The sequence below is a fragment of the Lichenihabitans sp. PAMC28606 genome (assembly GCF_020616535.1).
In the GTDB taxonomy this organism is placed as follows: Bacteria; Pseudomonadota; Alphaproteobacteria; order Rhizobiales; family Beijerinckiaceae; genus Lichenihabitans; species Lichenihabitans psoromatis.
Genome location: NZ_CP085136.1, coordinates 1,071,843 through 1,088,069, shown reverse-complemented (window position 1 = coordinate 1,088,069; position 16,227 = coordinate 1,071,843). Strand labels below are relative to the sequence as shown.

17 protein-coding genes and 3 tRNA genes are annotated in these 16,227 nt (G+C 61.5%); 13 read left to right on the top strand and 7 right to left on the bottom strand.

Going from position 1 to position 16,227, the window contains the following annotated elements:
- Positions 1-147: 147 nt before the first annotated feature.
- Complete coding sequence (locus LGH83_RS05215) at positions 148-969, bottom strand: oxidoreductase (protein WP_227400889.1); 822 nt, start codon at positions 967-969, stop codon at positions 148-150.
- Between the two features lie 120 nt (positions 970-1,089).
- On the opposite strand from LGH83_RS05215, the gene LGH83_RS05210 reads away from it, so the two are divergent.
- Positions 1,090-1,671: a TetR/AcrR family transcriptional regulator gene (locus LGH83_RS05210; protein WP_227400888.1), complete on the top strand. Its 582-nt coding sequence runs from the start codon at positions 1,090-1,092 to the stop codon at positions 1,669-1,671.
- 68 nt (positions 1,672-1,739) lie between these two features.
- Here LGH83_RS05210 and LGH83_RS05205 read toward each other — a convergent pair whose 3' ends face one another.
- Positions 1,740-2,672 (bottom strand): LysR family transcriptional regulator, encoded by a 933-nt coding sequence (locus tag LGH83_RS05205; protein ID WP_227400887.1) that lies wholly within the window; start codon positions 2,670-2,672, stop codon positions 1,740-1,742.
- A 116-nt stretch (positions 2,673-2,788) separates the two neighbouring features.
- Between LGH83_RS05205 and LGH83_RS05200 the strand changes: the two genes are divergently transcribed.
- Positions 2,789-3,475, top strand: a complete 687-nt coding sequence (locus tag LGH83_RS05200) for a glutathione S-transferase family protein (protein WP_227400886.1) — start codon at positions 2,789-2,791, stop codon at positions 3,473-3,475.
- A gap of 298 nt (positions 3,476-3,773) precedes the next feature.
- On the opposite strand, the gene LGH83_RS20065 is transcribed toward LGH83_RS05200, so the two are convergent.
- Positions 3,774-3,986, bottom strand: a complete 213-nt coding sequence (locus LGH83_RS20065) for a GcrA family cell cycle regulator (RefSeq protein ID WP_227400885.1) — start codon at positions 3,984-3,986, stop codon at positions 3,774-3,776.
- 148 nt (positions 3,987-4,134) lie between these two features.
- Positions 4,135-4,284: a hypothetical protein gene (locus tag LGH83_RS05190; protein WP_227400884.1), complete on the bottom strand. Its 150-nt coding sequence runs from the start codon at positions 4,282-4,284 to the stop codon at positions 4,135-4,137.
- Positions 4,285-4,904: 620 nt separating this feature from the next.
- On the opposite strand from LGH83_RS05190, the gene LGH83_RS05185 reads away from it, so the two are divergent.
- Positions 4,905-5,603, top strand: a complete 699-nt coding sequence (locus LGH83_RS05185) for a hypothetical protein (protein WP_227400883.1) — start codon at positions 4,905-4,907, stop codon at positions 5,601-5,603.
- Entirely contained in the window at positions 5,600-5,845 is a 246-nt protein-coding gene (locus tag LGH83_RS05180) for a hypothetical protein (protein WP_227400882.1), read from the top strand. Before LGH83_RS05185 ends, LGH83_RS05180 begins: the two co-directional genes overlap by 4 nt.
- A 14-nt stretch (positions 5,846-5,859) precedes the next feature.
- Here LGH83_RS05180 and LGH83_RS05175 read toward each other — a convergent pair.
- From LGH83_RS05175 to LGH83_RS05165, 3 genes are all read right to left on the bottom strand, one after another.
- A tRNA-Gly gene (locus LGH83_RS05175) sits at positions 5,860-5,933 on the bottom strand.
- Between the two features lie 10 nt (positions 5,934-5,943).
- Positions 5,944-6,028 (bottom strand) — tRNA-Tyr (locus LGH83_RS05170).
- Between the two features lie 188 nt (positions 6,029-6,216).
- Entirely contained in the window at positions 6,217-7,164 is a 948-nt protein-coding gene (locus tag LGH83_RS05165) for a GlxA family transcriptional regulator (RefSeq protein WP_227401734.1), read from the bottom strand.
- 290 nt (positions 7,165-7,454) lie between these two features.
- Between LGH83_RS05165 and LGH83_RS05160 the strand changes: the two genes are divergently transcribed.
- From LGH83_RS05160 to rpoB, 9 genes are all read left to right on the top strand, one after another.
- Positions 7,455-7,778 carry a YbjQ family protein gene (locus LGH83_RS05160; protein ID WP_227400881.1) on the top strand — a complete coding sequence of 108 codons (324 nt, stop codon included), beginning with the start codon at positions 7,455-7,457 and terminating at the stop codon, positions 7,776-7,778.
- A gap of 101 nt (positions 7,779-7,879) precedes the next feature.
- Positions 7,880-7,956, top strand: a tRNA-Trp gene (locus tag LGH83_RS05155).
- Between the two features lie 210 nt (positions 7,957-8,166).
- Positions 8,167-8,358: a preprotein translocase subunit SecE gene (secE, locus tag LGH83_RS05150; RefSeq protein WP_131118091.1), complete on the top strand. Its 192-nt coding sequence runs from the start codon at positions 8,167-8,169 to the stop codon at positions 8,356-8,358.
- Between the two features lie 54 nt (positions 8,359-8,412).
- Positions 8,413-8,943: a transcription termination/antitermination protein NusG gene (nusG, locus tag LGH83_RS05145; RefSeq protein WP_131118088.1), complete on the top strand. Its 531-nt coding sequence runs from the start codon at positions 8,413-8,415 to the stop codon at positions 8,941-8,943.
- Positions 8,944-9,140: 197 nt separating this feature from the next.
- The gene (gene rplK / locus LGH83_RS05140; RefSeq protein ID WP_131118085.1) at positions 9,141-9,569 is read left to right on the top strand and encodes a 50S ribosomal protein L11; all 429 of its coding nucleotides are present in this window, start codon (positions 9,141-9,143) and stop codon (positions 9,567-9,569) included.
- A 5-nt stretch (positions 9,570-9,574) separates the two neighbouring features.
- Complete coding sequence (gene rplA, locus LGH83_RS05135; RefSeq protein ID WP_131118082.1) at positions 9,575-10,285, top strand: 50S ribosomal protein L1; 711 nt, start codon at positions 9,575-9,577, stop codon at positions 10,283-10,285.
- A 531-nt stretch (positions 10,286-10,816) separates the two neighbouring features.
- Positions 10,817-11,332 (top strand): 50S ribosomal protein L10, encoded by a 516-nt coding sequence (rplJ, locus tag LGH83_RS05130; RefSeq protein ID WP_131118079.1) that lies wholly within the window; start codon positions 10,817-10,819, stop codon positions 11,330-11,332.
- A 51-nt stretch (positions 11,333-11,383) separates the two neighbouring features.
- Positions 11,384-11,755, top strand: a complete 372-nt coding sequence (gene rplL, locus LGH83_RS05125) for a 50S ribosomal protein L7/L12 (RefSeq protein ID WP_131118077.1) — start codon at positions 11,384-11,386, stop codon at positions 11,753-11,755.
- Between the two features lie 336 nt (positions 11,756-12,091).
- Complete coding sequence (gene rpoB / locus LGH83_RS05120; protein ID WP_227400880.1) at positions 12,092-16,207, top strand: DNA-directed RNA polymerase subunit beta; 4,116 nt, start codon at positions 12,092-12,094, stop codon at positions 16,205-16,207.
- The last annotated feature ends 20 nt before the right edge of the window (positions 16,208-16,227 follow it).

Genomic DNA, 16,227 nt, shown 5'->3' with positions numbered 1-16,227 from the left:
CCTCGTGGATGATCCGCCGCGTGCCGACGAGTCGCTAGCGATCCCGCCCTCCGTGAAGCTTCAGCGCTGCTGGTCGAGGCTGTCGGAAATGGAGGGGACGTCGGTGGAACACCGCGTCATGCTGCGCGGCACGTTCCCCTACCGATTTTACAGGACGTCGAGCCCGAGTTGCTTGCGCAAGCCGTTGTCCATGACCGATGTGGGGGCGAAACGACGGAGGAGCGTCAGCCGTTTGGCAGCAGGCCCGGCCGGATAGCGCAACTTGGGCTTCCGCGCATTCGCCGCCTCGACCACTACGCGCGCCACCACATCCGGCGCGTCGCCCGTCGAGAGTGCCTTGGTCATCAGCGGCCGCAGGTGTTCCCGCGCGGCTTGGTAGACCGACATCAGCGAGTCCGACTCGACCGCGTTCTGCTCGAAGGACGTCTTCGTGTAGCCGGGTTCAACGAGCAGCACGCGGATGCCGAGGGTCCGCAGTTCGTGATCGAGGGACTCGGAATAGCCCTCCAGGGCGTGCTTGGACGAGGCGTAGAGCGCCATGTAGGGCGCCGGGAGGAAGCCAAGAACCGAACTGATGTTGATGATACGGCCGCTGCGCTGGTGACGCATGTGGGGGAGGACCGCGCGGGTCATGCGCATCACGCCGAAGACGTTCGTGTCGAATAATGACTGTGCCTGGACCGTCGAACTTTCCTCGGCGCCGCCGGCGATGCCGATCCCGGCGTTGTTGACGAGGACGTCGATGCGGCCCGTCAGTCCAATGACCTTGCTGACGACAGAATCGACAGACGTGTCCTGGGTCACGTCTGCCTCGACGAGTTCCATGCCGTCGACGAAGCTCTCGTTGGTCGCCTTACGGCTCGTCCCGAACACGCGATATCCCGCCCCGATCAAGCGAACTGCCGTCGCTTGGCCAATCCCCGACGATACCCCGGTGACCAGGGCGACCCTTGCTGCATGCGATGTCATGGTGTGTTCCTTCGCGGCGCTGCCACCAGTGCCTGGCGCAACGGTGCTCATTGCATTATAGTCTTCATATCATATGTAGACCTTAATGCAATAACGACGTTGCGGCTCGAGGAAAGACGAATGCGCTACGAAAAAGGTCGGAAGGCAGCCACGAAGGAGCGCATCCTGGATGTCGCATCGCGACGGTTCCGAGCCGAAGGCGTCGCGGCCGTCGGGCTGACCGGGATCATGTCGGAGGCCGGCCTGACGAACGGCGGCTTCTACTCGCACTTCGAGTCGAAGGAAGATCTCGTTCGCGAGACCTTGGTCTCGGCTCTCGACGGTCGGGAGCTGTCCCTACGGTCTCTGGGGCAAACCGAAGACGCCTTAGAGCAGGCCGTTCGTGGTTATCTAAACGCCGAGCACCGCGACAGTCCGGGTCTGGGCTGTCCCTCGGCAGCCCTTCTGGCAGAGATCGGCCGCCAACCAGAGAAGACCCGGCAGGCCTATACAGCCAGATTAAACGTCCTGATCGATCTCATCGCCGATAAACTTCCCAATCCGGATTCCACCGGTTCTCGCGCCACGGCTACGGCGATGTTCGGACTCATGGTCGGAACGCTCCAACTCGCTCGCGCTGTATCGGAGCCGAAGTCGTCCGATGCGATTCTAGAAGCGGGGGTGCAGGGAGCCTTGATCCTGGCCAAGGCGCCGCCAAGATAGCCGTGTTACGTTCAGCGTCTTACCGGAACCATGGCCGGACGCGCGATCGGGCCGAAGCCGCAGTTTCCTCACTTCGACTGCGCTAGGTGCCTCGGCGCGGATGGTACATTGTCGTGATCAGACTGGCGCGGTGCTGTGGCGCCGATCGCCGGCATGCCTTCCGCGACTTGCGCGGCGATGAAGTCCAGCACGGCTCGTACTGCCGGCATGCGGCGTAAATCAGCATGAACGACGAGATAGATGTCCCGCGCCGCTCGTTTCATGTCGGCGGTGACTGCCGCGAGGGTGGGATCGGCGAGCGCTAGATAGCACGGCAAGGCGGCGATGCCGACGCCGGCCCTTGCCGCGGCGACCTGCGAGATAAGGTCGTTGGCGCGGAACACGATGGGGCGATCGCCCGCGAATTCTCGCAGCCAAGCTTGCTCCAGCGTCTCGTCCATCGCGTGATCGTAGGCGATGAACTCCCATTCGGCCTCGGGCCTCGCGTCGTAGCCGGGGGCAGCGTATAGCCAAAACTCCATCGTACCAATCTTGCGCGCGACGCTGCTCGCCTCGCGCGGCCGACTGATCCGCACAGCGATGTCCGCCTCCTGCTGGCTGAGTGACGCGACCGCCTTGGCGCCTAGCAGCGTCAGATATAGGTCGGGGTAGAGTCGGCGCAGGATTGCGAGGCGCGGCGCCAGGAACTGGCTGGCGAACACCGGCGGCGTGCTGAGGGTGACGTTCCCGGAAAGGGGCTGGACCCTTGCCCGAACCGCCCGTTCCAGGGCGTGCGCCTGCACCTGCATGCCGCGCGCGAGGTCTTGAACCCGATGGCCCGACTCGGTGAGCACCCAGCGCTTCGGCAAGCGCTCGATTAAGGGCCCGCCCAGCACCCGCTCCAAGGCGGAGACCCGCCGGCCGACTGTCGCGTGATCCACCTTCAGGGCCCGCGCAGCCCCCGACAGGGTGCCGGTCTCAGCAAGCGCAATGAAGTGGCGCAAATCCTCCCAATCGAACATCTGTGCATTTCCTCACAAGGGCTGTGAGCGAATACTGCGTTCTGCACGACGATGTCGAACCCTATTTGTCTGCGGGTCGGACCGAGAACGGTGCTCGACGCGAAAGACAGATTCCAATGAAAATTTATGACCGCTCCGGCTTTCCCAACCCGGCCCGTATTCGCATCGTCCTCGCCGAGAAGAGCCTGGACAGTAAGGTCGAGTTCGTCTCGATCGACCTGATCGGCGCCGAGCACAAGCAGAAGTCCTTCCTTGCCAAAAACCCCTCCGGCGTGCTGCCGGTGCTGGAGCTTGACGACGGCACTTTCATATCGGAAAGCACCGCAATCACTGAGTACCTCGACAACGTCGACGGTAATCCGACCCTCACTGGACGTACGCCGCGTGAGAAGGCGATGGTCCACATGATGCAGCGCCGTGCCGAAGCTGACCTCCTCGATGCCGTCGGCAACTATTTCCACAACGCTACGCCGGGGCTTGGCCCCATCCTCCAGGCCTACAAGAACCCCGAGTGGGCGGATCGGGCCGCGTGGGGTGAGCAGCAGCGCGACAAGGCCCTCGCCGGCATCAAGTATTTTGACGAAGTGCTCAAGTCGTCCCCCTACGTCGCAGGAAGCACGTTCTCCATGGCCGATATCACGGTCTTTGCCGGGCTGCTGTTCGCCGACGCTGCCGGTCTAGAGATTCAAGGGGACTACGCCGCCCTCAAGGCGTGGCGGGCCAAGGTCTCCGTCCTGCCGAGCGTCGTGAACCGCAGCGGCCAAACTTTTGAGCCACAGGACCTGAAGCGCATGGGCTTCTGATACCTCGCCTGCGCCGCACGCCGCGGCCCGGCTTGTCAACCACCCTCTATGTCATACCGACCGCGACGTGGCCCTCATCCAAGGATCACGCTCTTGTTTGGTTTAGAAGCTGCTAGCGGACTGCCAGGCCGCCTCCTTTTGGCGCCGGCGGCCTGCTAGGCCGCTCCCGCACGGCCGAAGCAAATGCCAGCGGCGTCTTGCCCAGGATTACATTCGTTATCCCTCTATCATCGAGCCACTCGATGCGCTCGATGAAACTGAGCAAGTGCTTGGCCTCTGTGGTGTTGCGATCCATGACCTAGCACCTCGCCAGTGAGATCTTGGCGGGTCGGCGGACCGAAGAGGGGACGTAGCAGCGCTGGGCGTGCCCGGCGCAATAGGGCTTACCGACGGCTTCGACGGGCGCGCTACCGAACCTGAAACCTTCCTGGCGAAGATCCCCGATCGGGTAGTGGCAGCCGTCGGCCGACGCGTTTTTGAAGACGTTTGCTGCGGGGGAGCCTTCGAACAACCTCGGCCGGCGCGCGGAGGGCGCGGCGATCGGCGTCTCGATCGGGTTCGGCCGAACGCGCTGCGCGGCCGGCGAGACCTTGCTGACCTTGCGGCCATCTTCTCGCGGAGAGGCTGTCTAAAAAATGGTGTGCTGCTGCTGAGACCAGTCATGGCCACGCCAGAAAAAGGATGAAGGGAGAGAGGGCGCTCTGGCGGCCGAGACCGACTTCGATCGTCACGACGACGAGAAGGCCTATCTCGATATTCGGATGGGCCACAGTCGGGAAGCGCGTGAAGGGGCACGTCAGCTGCGCCAAACCAATTGGTCCGTCGCGCGGGAGGCGGAGCATGGCTGGAGAGGGTGAGATAATGCTGCCAATCCAAGCCTACAGCTCAACGATCCGTTTTCCGGTAGAGCCACGCGATGTGCCGGCATCCAAGGCGGCCCGGCGTCTTCACCTTAGTGAGATTGCTCTCGGCCAGACGCTGCCGCGGCCCATAGATCGGGGATTTCCGCGCCCGGACCCCGACACCGGCCATTTCGATCTCAAGGCAATCGACGCCTGGATGGATCGCCGGTCCGGACTGGCTTTGTCGACTGAAGCACCCGTTCTGCGTTAGGCTTTCGCGATAGGTTAGGGGCGATCCGTGGCAAGGGGAAGCAACGATAGGACCGGGAAGTACCATACACCTCCGTTCGGAACGGAAGCCGTTCTTTCGAGCCGCGCGGCCGCATGAAGAAGGCCGGCTTTGCGGCAAAGCCGCTCGGTGTCGATGACGAGCGAGCGCGCAGAGAGGCCTGGCGGCTCTATGAGTCATGGATGGCTCAGCGCTCCGGGCAAATTGTCGAGCCGGTTCCCGGTAAGGTCCTAACGAAAGATCAGACCTCTCTCAGTCGGCGTTATCCTCGGCGTTCGATCGGCGCTGCGTGGCAGGAATGAATTTGAACTCCTCAATGGGAGAAGCTAGCTTTGTCGAACCGTACGAAGGTTTGGTGGCCGGCGTTGGAAAGCGGATCGAGCCTGTGTTCGGTACGGTCGACCCGAATTCGATCAGCATGTCTGAATGGCTGACGGTCGTCGAGCAGGAATGCGGACGCGATGTCGCCCACAAGGCCATGAAGGTGTGGCGCGCCTTTTGGAACATCATGCGGTTGTTGCGATATACACAGCTGAGCGATCCATCGTCTAAGGTGACCAACACTGCGCCGGCGCCGCGGCACCAGCGTTATTCTCAGGTCGGCGCCCTCAGGCTTGCGAAGATGGCGTGGCGGCTTGGCTACCGCGGTCTCGCCTGCATCATCATCACCTGCTGGGACACCGGATTTCAGCCGGGCGATGCCCGTACCGCCCGCTCCAAACACTTTGGCGTAGACCCGACCAACAACCGGCTGATCATCGATCGTTCTCAGGGTGGGCGCGAGAAGACCGGGGTAGCCGTCATCGGGACTTTGTCTCGATTAGGTGACGTCATGGTGCGGAGCTATATTGCCGGGCTCGGCGTCGAGTTGCACGGCGAAGCGTTCCTTTTCCGAACCCGCGCCGGCTCGCCTTATGCGGAGATGGTTCTGTCGCATGATTTTCAGGATCTGCGCACCAAGGTCGACCCCGAAAGCAGCTTCAACTACGCAATATGAAGCGCTCTGCTACGACAGAAGCGTTCCGCGGCGGAGCAGACTCCAAAGCCGTTTCGCAGAAGTTCGGCAACTCGATCGACCGCTCAGCTTTCTTGTTCAAGACCTACAATCCGGTCGATCTGGAGCAAGTCAGACAGGCCCGATCGGGCGCGGGTGAGAGGAAGCCGGCAGAACAAATTGTGAAATCGATTCCGAATGCAGCAGCCATTGAGTCCGAATGGGCGTCCGACTACATGGTGTAAGTGCTCAAAAACATTGGAGCGGGTGGAGGGAATCGAACCCTCGTATTCAGCTTGGAAGGCTGCTGCTCTACCATTGAGCTACACCCGCATGGGCCAATTGGTGGAGGAGGTAGGACTCGAACCTACGAAGGCTTAGCCAGCGGATTTACAGTCCGCCCCCTTTGCCACTCGGGACACTCCTCCAGACCACATGCCGGATCGTCGGTGACAATCAGCGTGTAAGCCCGAGGCCGACTTCGAACCGGGGCTGTTGCGCCCGCCGAACCCGTCCTTGTGTGGGCGCTTATGGTGAGCTGAGCCGTTCCTGTCAATGGAAAAAGCCACCGCACCATCCGACTTTGCCGCACGATTGGGGGGAGCGACGTGTGACATCACTCCTGTTTCGAACCGCGATCGTCCCGTCTCGGGTTGCGGCGCTCTTGCGATGGTGTCCGGGCGAAATGCTCGCTGTAACATTTGGAGAAATGCGACGCCGAGACGAAACCGCAGGCGAGACCGACCGACAGAATCGGCATGCTGGTCTGCAGCAGGAGATGGCGCGCCCGATCGAGGCGAAGGCCGAGATAATAGCGCGTCGGAGCATCGCCGATATATTTGCGGAACAGGCGCTCAAGTTGCCGGGTCGACAGATCGACGCCGTCCGCCAAATCGGCGCATGACAGCGGCTGTTCGATGCAGCGTTCCATTTCGCTCACGACGCTGATCAGTTTGGGATGCGCGACCCCGAGACGCGCGCGCAACTCCATCCGCTGACGCTCGTGAGCGTCGCGCATCCGGTGATGGATCAGTTGATCCGTCACCATGGCGGCCACCTCCTGTCCTTTTTGCTTCGACACCAAGGACAGCATCATGTCGATCGCGGCTGTGCCCCCGGCACAGGTGAACCGCAACTTGTCGATCTCAAACAGCTCCTGCGTGACCGACAGGTCGGGAAACTCTTCGCGGAACGCGTCGAAATTTTCCCAGTGGATCGTGCATCGATGGCCATCGAGAAGCCCGGCACGTGCAAGGACATAAGAGCCGGTACAAAGCGCGCCGATGGCGACACCGCGTGTCGCGAGCGTGCGGAGCTTAGCGATGAGATCGCGATGCTCGAAGGTTTGCACGTCCGTCCCGGAGCAGACGATAGCGGCCGTGGCGCCCGCCAGATCGGCGTAGGCCGCATCTGCTGCGACCGGGATGCCATTCGAGGCGATGACGGGCCGGCCGTCTCCGCTCAACACCCTCCATCGGTAGGCGTGATTATTCATCGCGCGATTAGCGAGACGCAAGGTTTCGACCGCCGACGCGAAGGCGATCATCGAAAAGGATGGTACCATGAGAAACAGGATCGTGCTCACGGGCCCACTCTCGTCATGCGCCAACCCGGATTCGGACGCCGGAGCTTGAGCACCTGGTGAACCGTTGTCGAGCCAGGTGGCGGGCCGGACGGCGGCGATGGGGGCGGGCGTGAGTGAGAGATGTTTGATGGCGATGAGCCCCGATGAGTGCCTCTGTCAAAAACGACACCCGCGTCGAATTTGGAACAGAGTTGAGAACGCGTCAAATCCGAAATCACGGACCGCGCGCGCATCGTGCCGGCCGCAATGCGTTGCCAGGGAGCCGTTTCATGATTGTCACGACCACCAATGAGATCGCGGGCTACCGGATCATCCAGCATCTCGGCATCTGCCGTGGAATCACTGTGCGGTCTCGCAGTGTTATCGGGAACTGGGCCGGGGGCTGGCAGAGCTTCTTCGGTGGCCGCCTGAGCATTTACGTCCGCCTTGCCGAGAACGCGCGCCAGGAAGCCTACGAGGATATGGTCAGGCACGCCGGGCAGGCCGGCGCGAATGCCGTGGTCGGCATGCGATACGACGCCAACGAGATCATGGACGGGATTACCGAGGTGCTGGCCTACGGCACTGCCGTGACGGTGGAGCCACTTCGATAAGGCGACTGCCAGGCGTGGATGCCGCGCCAAGCCGAATACGCTCTTGCGTCCGGCCCAATCTTGCGGCTAAACAGCAAGGCGGCGCTCGCGGGTTCGCGTGCAGGAGTGTAGCTCAATCGGCTAGAGTACCGGTCTCCAAAACCGGGGGTTGTGGGTTCGAGTCCCACCTCTCCTGCCAGCCGCTGCTCCCAATTTTCTGTAAAGAAGCGCGGCCAACGCAAATGCTTTTTCGCTTGGCTGCATCGGCAAGTCGCGTTATAGCAACTCTGATGTGGCGCGTGACCGAACGGTTTCGCGCCGCTCTTCTTTCAGGCTAGCGTCCGAGCAGGGTAGGCGAGTTTCGCCGGAGCCGTCTTCTGGCACACAGCCGGAGGCTGTTGGATTTCGTATGGCGAACCCATTTCAATTCATTCAGGACGTTCGGACCGAAGCCACGAAGGTCACGTGGCCGACTCGCCGCGAAACCTTGATCACGACCGGAATGGTCATCGTCATGGTTGTGCTCGCGTCGGTCTTCTTCGTCTCGGTCGACCAGGCGATTCACTTTCTCGTGGGTCTCGTCCTGGGGCTTGGCCGCTAGAGGTTGCGGCCGGACTTCATTCCATCGTCATCAAACGGGTTTTGAGAACAATTCATGAGCATGCGCTGGTACATCGTCCACGCTTACTCGAACTTCGAAAAGAAGGTCGCGGATTCGATTCGCGAGCAGGCTGGCCAGCGTGGCTTGGCCGACAAGTTCGACGAGATCCTGGTTCCGACCGAAAACTTCATCGAGGTGAAGCGAGGCCGTAAGGTCAATTCCGAGCGCAAGTTCTTCCCGGGCTATGTGCTGGTGAAAACCGACCTGACCGATGACGTTTATCACCTGATCAAGAACACGCCGAAGGTCACGGGCTTTCTCGGTGCCGACAAGAAGCCGATGCCAATCTCCGACGCCGAGGCCGACCGGATCAAGGGTCAGGTCGCGGAAGGTGTCGAGCGGCCGAAGTCCTCGATCGTCTTCGAGATCGGCGAGCAGGTGCGCGTGGCCGATGGTCCGTTCGCGTCGTTCAACGGCATTGTCGAAGAGGTCGACGAGGGTCGCTCGCGCGTCAAGGTTGCGGTGTCGATCTTTGGTCGCGCCACGCCGGTCGATCTCGAATTCGCGCAGGTCGAGAAGCTGTGACCTTCGTTCAACGATTTGGGGCGTGGCCGTTGTGGCCGCGTCCCGAAACGCGTTCCTGACGGAGCGCGGGGCGGATCTCGGTCCGCTCTTCAGCGTGGGAGTCACGGCCCGGCCAGCCTGCCGGTCCGCAAGACGCACCACGAAACCGTAGCCGCCGCCGGGACCGTCATGTCCCACGGTGCTTTTGGAGTATGTGAATGGCAAAGAAAATCACGGGTTACATCAAGCTCCAGGTCCCGGCCGGAGCCGCTAACCCTTCCCCGCCGATCGGGCCTGCGCTCGGTCAGCGCGGTCTGAACATCATGGAGTTCTGCAAGGCCTTCAATGCGCGTACCGCGCAGATGGAGAAGGGTTCGCCGATCCCGGTCGTGATCACGGCCTATCAGGATCGCTCCTTCACGTTCGAGATGAAGCTTCCGCCGGTGTCGTTTTGGCTCAAGAAGGCCTCTGGCATCGCGGCCGGGTCGAAGACCCCGGGCAAGGGCAATGTTGGTCGCATCACGCGGACTCAGGTTCGTGAGATCGCCGAAAAGAAGATCGTTGATCTGAACTGCGCGTCCGTCGAGGCCGCAATGTCGATGATCGAAGGCTCCGCCCGTTCGATGGGCCTCGAGGTGGTGGGGTAATCACGATGGCACATATCGGAAAGAAGATCGCGAAGGCTCGCGAAAGCATCGACCGGATCAAGCTCTATGGCGTCACCGACGCCGTGTCGCTGGTGAAGTCCAAGGCTGCCGCTAAGTTCGACGAAACGGTCGAGATCGCCATGAACCTCGGCGTCGACCCCAAACATGCCGACCAGATGGTTCGCGGCGTGGTCAACCTGCCGAACGGCACAGGCCGCACCGTCCGGGTCGCCGTCTTCGCACGTGGCGCCAAGGCCGACGAGGCCACCAAGGCCGGAGCCGATATCGTCGGCGCGGAAGACCTGGTCGCAGCGGTTCAGGGCGGAACGATCGAGTTCGATCGTTGCATCGCAACCCCGGACATGATGCCGCTCGTCGGTCGTCTCGGTAAGGTGTTGGGCCCGCGCGGTCTGATGCCGAACCCGAAGGTCGGAACGGTGACGATGGATGTCGCGTCGGCTGTTGCGGCCTCTAAAGGCGGCGCCGTCGAGTTCCGGGTCGAGAAGGCCGGTATCGTTCAGGGCAGCGTCGGCAAGGCGTCGTTCGACGAGGACAAGCTTGTCGAAAACATCAAGGCGTTCGTGGACGCCGTGTCGCGGGCCAAGCCGCAGGGTGCCAAAGGCACCTACGTGCAGCGCGTCGCAATCTCGTCCACCATGGGCCCGGGCGTAAAGGTCGATCCGTCGACCGTGCTGGCGTCGAACGTCCAGAACTAAAAGTGTCTGACGGCTCGGGCAACCGAGCCGGCACGATACGGCTTGACATCGCAGAAAACTTCCTACTGCCCCTTGGCAAACGATCCGAGGGGCAGTATGAAGCAGGTTGGATTTGCGTTAACGCTTATCCGGCATGAATCTTCGTCCTGTTTTCGGCTTGTCCGATTATCAGGCGGAGTGGATGGGCTGCCTCGATCTTTGATCGGAGCAGCCGTGTCCTGTCCTAGACTGCAAGTGCCGATGCCGGGCGACCGGCGGCTTGATCCTCGATCTGCAACCCAACGGCTTTTGGCCAGAATGGTTGCGACGAAGCTTGCATAGACGGGGATAACCGGATTTTCAGGAAGGTTCGCCGAGATGCGGGCCGTCCCTATTTGGTTCGAACCATCTGTCCGGCGGCGGTCTCTGATCGCTCCGGGGGCAGGCACAATGAACGTGGCTCGGTGGCTGCCGGTAAATCCCGGTCTCTCTCGTGCCGCGTATGATGTGCAACCGGCGGAACCTTTCGTTCCGCCAAGCGGAGAGTACGCTGTGGACAGAGCGGAAAAGAAGGAGTTCGTCACGACGCTCCATGATGTTTTCGACAAAGCATCAGTCGTGGTCGTAGCTCATTATTCCGGCCTGACCGTCGCCCAGATGCAGAATTTGCGCAAGCAGATGCGTGCAGCCGGGGCGTCCGTCCAGGTCGCCAAGAACCGCCTCGCCAAGATTGCTCTCGAAGGCACGGATGTCGCTTCCATCGGACCGCTGATGCGCGGCCCGACCCTGATCGCCTATTCGGCCGATCCGGTAGCGGCCCCGAAGGTAGCTGTGGCTTTCGCCAAGGATTTCGACAAGTTCGTGATCCTCGGTGGCGCCATGGGCCAGACCGCCTTGAACGTCGAATCCGTGAAAGCGCTCGCAACGCTTCCCTCGCTCGACGAATTGCGCGCCAAGCTCGTGGGCCTTCTCCAGGCGCCCGCAACCAAGCTTGCGCAGCTCTCGACCGCTCCGGCTGCCAAGCTGGCGCGCGTCTTCGCGGCCTATGCCGATCGCGATGCAGCCTAACGGCGGCGTCTTGTAAAAATACGGTTCCAACCAAATATCAGGAATATCACTATGGCAAATCTCGAAAAGATCGTCGACGACCTGTCGGCGCTGACCGTCCTCGAAGCTGCTGAGCTCGCGAAGCTGCTCGAAGAAAAGTGGGGCGTCTCCGCCGCCGCCGCTGTCGCTGTTGCGGCTGGCCCGGCTGCTGCTGCTGCTCCGGTTGAAGAGCAGACCGAGTTCACGGTCATGTTGGCCGCGATCGGTGACAAGAAAATCGAAGTCATTAAGGAAGTTCGCGCCATCACGGGTCTCGGCCTGAAGGAAGCTAAGGACTTGGTCGAAGCTGCTCCGAAGGCCGTCAAGGAAGGCGTGTCGAAGGAAGATGCTGCCAAGCTCAAGGCACAGCTCGAGAAGGCCGGAGCTAAGGTCGAACTCAAGTAAGACCGTTGTCAAAACATGCGCGGGTTATCTCGCGCATCATTCCTCACTAAGGAATGCCATGGTCTCGGGGTTTGCCCCCGGGACCTTTGGTGCGTTCGGTCGGTCTAAGCCGAGCGTACCTTGAGCGCCGAACGATTGAACTGAAGATGTCGATGTCGGTCGACAATGCCGAGCCCGGATGTCGGGACGGATGAGGCGAGCCCTGCGGGTGGCACGCCGGTCCGTTCGGGAGAGCCTCGTTGGTTCTTGTGACGCCGTTGGTTCGGATCCGACGCGAGTAAGTGAGCGTGGCCCGCACGGGCGGTCATGCTCAAGCCAGAAGGTACGAGGAGCAACATGGCGCAAACGTACACCGGCCGGAAACGGGTCCGCAAATTCTTCGGTCACATCAAAGAAGTTGCGGAAATGCCGAACCTCATCGAGGTTCAAAAGGCATCCTACGACCAATTCCTGCTGGTCGACGTGCCGGAGGGCGGTCGCCCCGACGAAGGTCTGCAATCGGTGTTCCGATCGGTGTTCCCGATATCGGACTTTGCCGGAACGTCTCTCCTGGAATTCGTGCGTTACGAGTTCGAGCAGCCGAAGTTCGATGTCGACGAGTGCCGTCAGCGCGGCATGACCTTCGCGGCGCCCCTCAAGGTGACGCTCCGCCTGATCGTGTTCGATGTGGACCAAGATACCGGCGCTAAGTCGGTCAAGGACATCAAAGAGCAGGACGTCTATATGGGCGACATGCCCTTCATGACGTCGAACGGCACGTTCATCGTGAACGGGACCGAGCGCGTGATCGTCTCGCAGATGCATCGCTCGCCGGGCGTGTTCTTCGATCACGACAAGGGCAAGAGCCATTCGTCGGGCAAGCTGCTGTTCGCAGCCCGCATCATCCCGTATCGCGGGTCGTGGCTCGATATTGAATTCGACGCCAAGGATATCGTTTACGCGCGTATCGATCGCCGCCGGAAGCTGCCGGCGACCTCACTCTTCTATGCGCTCGGCATGGACGGCGAAGAGATCCTGTCGACCTTCTACAAGACCATTCAGTACACGCACACGACCGAAGGATGGCGCATGCCGTTCGACGCTGAGCGTATGAAGGGCATGAAGGCCGCCCTTGACATGATCGACGCCGACACGGGCGAGGTCGTAATCGAAGCCGGCAAGAAGCTGACGGTTCGTTCGGCTCGCCTCTTGGCCGAGCGGGGCATCAAGGCTCTGCGGGTGCAGGACGAAGATCTCTACGGCCAGTATATCGCGCAGGATCTCTACAATCCCAGCACAGGCGAGATCTTCGCCGAGGCCGGCGACGAGATTTCCGCAAAGACGCTGCCGCTTCTGCTCGAGGCCGGATTCGACGAACTGCCGATCCTCGATATCGATCACATCAATATCGGCCCGTATATTCGCAACACGCTCGCGGTCGACAAGAATTCTTCGCGTGAGGAAGCCTTGTTCGACATTTACCGCGTGATGCGCCCCGGCGAGCCGCCGACGGTCGATAGCGCCCAGGCCATGTTCCACTCGCTGTTCTTCGACAGCGAGCGCTACGACCTTTCGGCGGTCGGTCGCGTCAAGATGAACATGCGGATGGATCTCGATGCGGCCGATACGGTCCGTATTCTTCGCAAGGAGGATATCCTCGCGGTTGCCAAATCGCTGGTCGATTTGCGCGACGGACGTGGCGAAATCGACGATATCGATCATCTCGGAAACCGCCGCGTGCGGTCGGTCGGCGAGTTGATGGAAAACCAATATCGCCTCGGTCTGCTCCGTATGGAGCGCGCCATCAAGGAGCGTATGTCGTCGGTCGATATCGACACGGTGATGCCGCAGGATCTGATCAACGCCAAGCCCGCAGCCGCAGCGGTGCGTGAGTTCTTCGGCTCCTCGCAGCTCAGCCAGTTTATGGATCAGACCAACCCGCTCAGCGAGATCACCCACAAGCGTCGTCTCTCGGCGCTCGGACCGGGTGGTTTGACACGCGAGCGCGCTGGCTTCGAAGTCCGCGACGTGCATCCGACCCATTATGGCCGCATCTGCCCGATCGAGACGCCGGAAGGCCCGAACATCGGTCTCATCAACTCGTTGGCGACGTTCGCGCGCGTCAACAAATACGGCTTCATCGAAGCGCCGTACCGCCGCATCCGCGACGGGCATGTGACCGATGACGTCGTGTATCTGTCGGCCATGGAGGAATCCAAGCATTACGTCGCGCAGGCCAATGCGGCGACCAGCAAGGACAAGACCCTCACGGACGAATTGGTGCTCTGCCGCCATTCCGGCGACGTGATGCTGGTGCCGCGCGAGCGCGTCGACTTCATGGACGTGTCGCCCAAGCAATTGGTGTCGGTCGCGGCCGCTTTGATCCCGTTCCTCGAGAACGACGATGCGAACCGCGCGCTCATGGGCTCCAACATGCAGCGCCAGGCCGTGCCGCTGGTGAAGGCCGATGCTCCGCTTGTCGGGACCGGCATGGAAGCCATCGTGGCGCGCGACTCCGGCGCCGCGATCGCGGCTCGGCGCACGGGTGTGGTCGATCAGATCGACGCGACCCGTATCGTCATTCGCGCCACCGAAGAGGTCGATGCCGCCAAGCCGGGTGTCGACATCTATCGCTTGATGAAGTTCCAGCGCTCCAACCAGTCGACCTGCATCAACCAGAAACCTTTGGTGCGCGTCGGCGAGATGGTGGCCAAGGGCGACATCATCGCTGACGGTCCCTCGACCGATCTTGGCGATCTCGCGCTCGGCCGGAACGTGCTCGTCGCGTTCATGCCGTGGAATGGCTACAACTTCGAAGATTCGATCCTGCTGTCGGAGAAGATCGTCAAAGAGGACGTGTTCACGTCCATCCATCTTGAAGAGTTCGAGGTGATGGCACGCGACACGAAGCTCGGGCCGGAAGAAATCACGCGCGACATTCCGAACGTCTCGGAAGAAGCGCTGAAGAACCTCGACGAGGCCGGCATCGTCTATATCGGTGCGGAAGTGCAGGCCGGCGACATCCTGTGCGGGAAGATCACGCCAAAGGGCGAAAGCCCGATGACGCCGGAAGAGAAGCTGCTTCGCGCCATCTTCGGCGAGAAGGCTTCCGATGTCCGTGACACTTCGCTCCGCGTGCCCCCGGGCGTGCAGGGGACGATTGTCGAAGTGCGCGTCTTCAATCGCCACGGTGTGGACAAGGACGAGCGCGCTCAGGCTATCGAACGTGAGGAGATCGAGCGTCTCGCCAAGGATCGTGACGACGAACTCGCGATCCTCGACCGGAACGTTTATGCGCGTCTTGCGACCGTTCTGTCCGGCAAGGCCGGTATTTCCGGCCCGAAGAGCTTCAAGAAGGACACTGTCCTGTCCAAGGAGCTGATCGCCGAGTACCCGCGTTCGCAATGGTGGAACTTCGCGATCCAGGACGATGTCGTCATGGGCGAGATCGAAGCCATGCGGAAGCAGTATGACGAAGCCAAGAAGGGGCTGGAAAGCCGCTTCCTGGATAAGGTCGAGAAGCTGCAACGTGGCGACGAACTGCCGCCCGGCGTGATGAAGATGGTCAAGGTCTTCGTCGCGGTGAAGCGCAAGATCCAGCCCGGCGACAAGATGGCGGGCCGCCACGGCAACAAGGGCGTGGTGTCCAAGATCGTGCCGCAGGAAGACATGCCCTTCCTGGCCGATGGAACGCCGGTCGACATCGTGCTGAACCCGCTCGGCGTGCCGAGCCGCATGAACGTCGGTCAGATCCTCGAGACGCATCTCGGCTGGGCCTGCGCGGGCCTTGGCAAGCAGGTGAGCGAGGCCGTCAACGCCTACATGCGCCACGGCGACATGCAGCCGTTGCGGAGCAAGTTGGCCGACATCTACGGCGATAACGAAACGGTCGCGTCGCTGAACGACGAGGAAATGGTCGAGCTCGGCCATAACCTGAAGCGCGGCGTGCCGATCGCGACGCCGGTCTTCGATGGCGCGCACGAGCCGGACATCGTCGAAATGTTGGAGCAGGCGGGCCTGCATTCGTCGGGTCAGTCGACGGTCTACGACGGCCGAACGGGCGACCAATTCGATCGGAAGGTGACGGTCGGCTTTATCTATATGCTGAAGCTGCATCATCTTGTGGACGACAAGATCCACGCCCGATCGATCGGCCCCTACAGCCTCGTGACCCAGCAGCCGTTGGGCGGCAAGGCTCAGTTCGGCGGACAGCGTTTCGGTGAGATGGAGGTCTGGGCCCTCGAAGCCTACGGCGCGGCCTACACCTTGCAGGAAATGCTGACCGTGAAGTCGGATGACGTCGCGGGCCGCACCAAGGTCTACGAGTCGATCGTGCGCGGCGACGATACGTTCGAGTCCGGTATTCCGGAGAGCTTCAACGTGTTGGTCAAGGAGATGCGGTCGCTCGGCCTCAATGTCGAATTGACTCAATCTAAGAAGCCTGACGAAACGATCGCCGAAGCGGCCGAATAACAAGCAAACAAAGCTGGAGG

What these genes read in the sequence shown, in the direction of transcription:
- LGH83_RS05200 (WP_227400886.1), top strand. Translation starts at nt 2,789, where the DNA reads ATGAAAATTTATGACCGCTCCGGCTTTCCCAACCCGGCCCGTATTCGC.
- rplL (WP_131118077.1), top strand. Translation starts at nt 11,384, where the DNA reads ATGGCAAATCTCGAAAAGATCGTCGACGACCTGTCGGCGCTGACCGTC.
- nusG (WP_131118088.1), top strand. Translation starts at nt 8,413, where the DNA reads ATGAGCATGCGCTGGTACATCGTCCACGCTTACTCGAACTTCGAAAAG.
- secE (WP_131118091.1), top strand. Translation starts at nt 8,167, where the DNA reads ATGGCGAACCCATTTCAATTCATTCAGGACGTTCGGACCGAAGCCACG.
- LGH83_RS05185 (WP_227400883.1), top strand. Translation starts at nt 4,905, where the DNA reads ATGAATTTGAACTCCTCAATGGGAGAAGCTAGCTTTGTCGAACCGTAC.
- LGH83_RS05160 (WP_227400881.1), top strand. Translation starts at nt 7,455, where the DNA reads ATGATTGTCACGACCACCAATGAGATCGCGGGCTACCGGATCATCCAG.
- rplK (WP_131118085.1), top strand. Translation starts at nt 9,141, where the DNA reads ATGGCAAAGAAAATCACGGGTTACATCAAGCTCCAGGTCCCGGCCGGA.
- rpoB (WP_227400880.1), top strand. Translation starts at nt 12,092, where the DNA reads ATGGCGCAAACGTACACCGGCCGGAAACGGGTCCGCAAATTCTTCGGT.
- LGH83_RS05165 (WP_227401734.1), bottom strand. Translation starts at nt 7,164, where the DNA reads ATGGTACCATCCTTTTCGATGATCGCCTTCGCGTCGGCGGTCGAAACC.
- LGH83_RS05205 (WP_227400887.1), bottom strand. Translation starts at nt 2,672, where the DNA reads ATGTTCGATTGGGAGGATTTGCGCCACTTCATTGCGCTTGCTGAGACC.
- LGH83_RS05210 (WP_227400888.1), top strand. Translation starts at nt 1,090, where the DNA reads ATGCGCTACGAAAAAGGTCGGAAGGCAGCCACGAAGGAGCGCATCCTG.
- LGH83_RS05215 (WP_227400889.1), bottom strand. Translation starts at nt 969, where the DNA reads ATGACATCGCATGCAGCAAGGGTCGCCCTGGTCACCGGGGTATCGTCG.
- LGH83_RS05180 (WP_227400882.1), top strand. Translation starts at nt 5,600, where the DNA reads ATGAAGCGCTCTGCTACGACAGAAGCGTTCCGCGGCGGAGCAGACTCC.
- rplA (WP_131118082.1), top strand. Translation starts at nt 9,575, where the DNA reads ATGGCACATATCGGAAAGAAGATCGCGAAGGCTCGCGAAAGCATCGAC.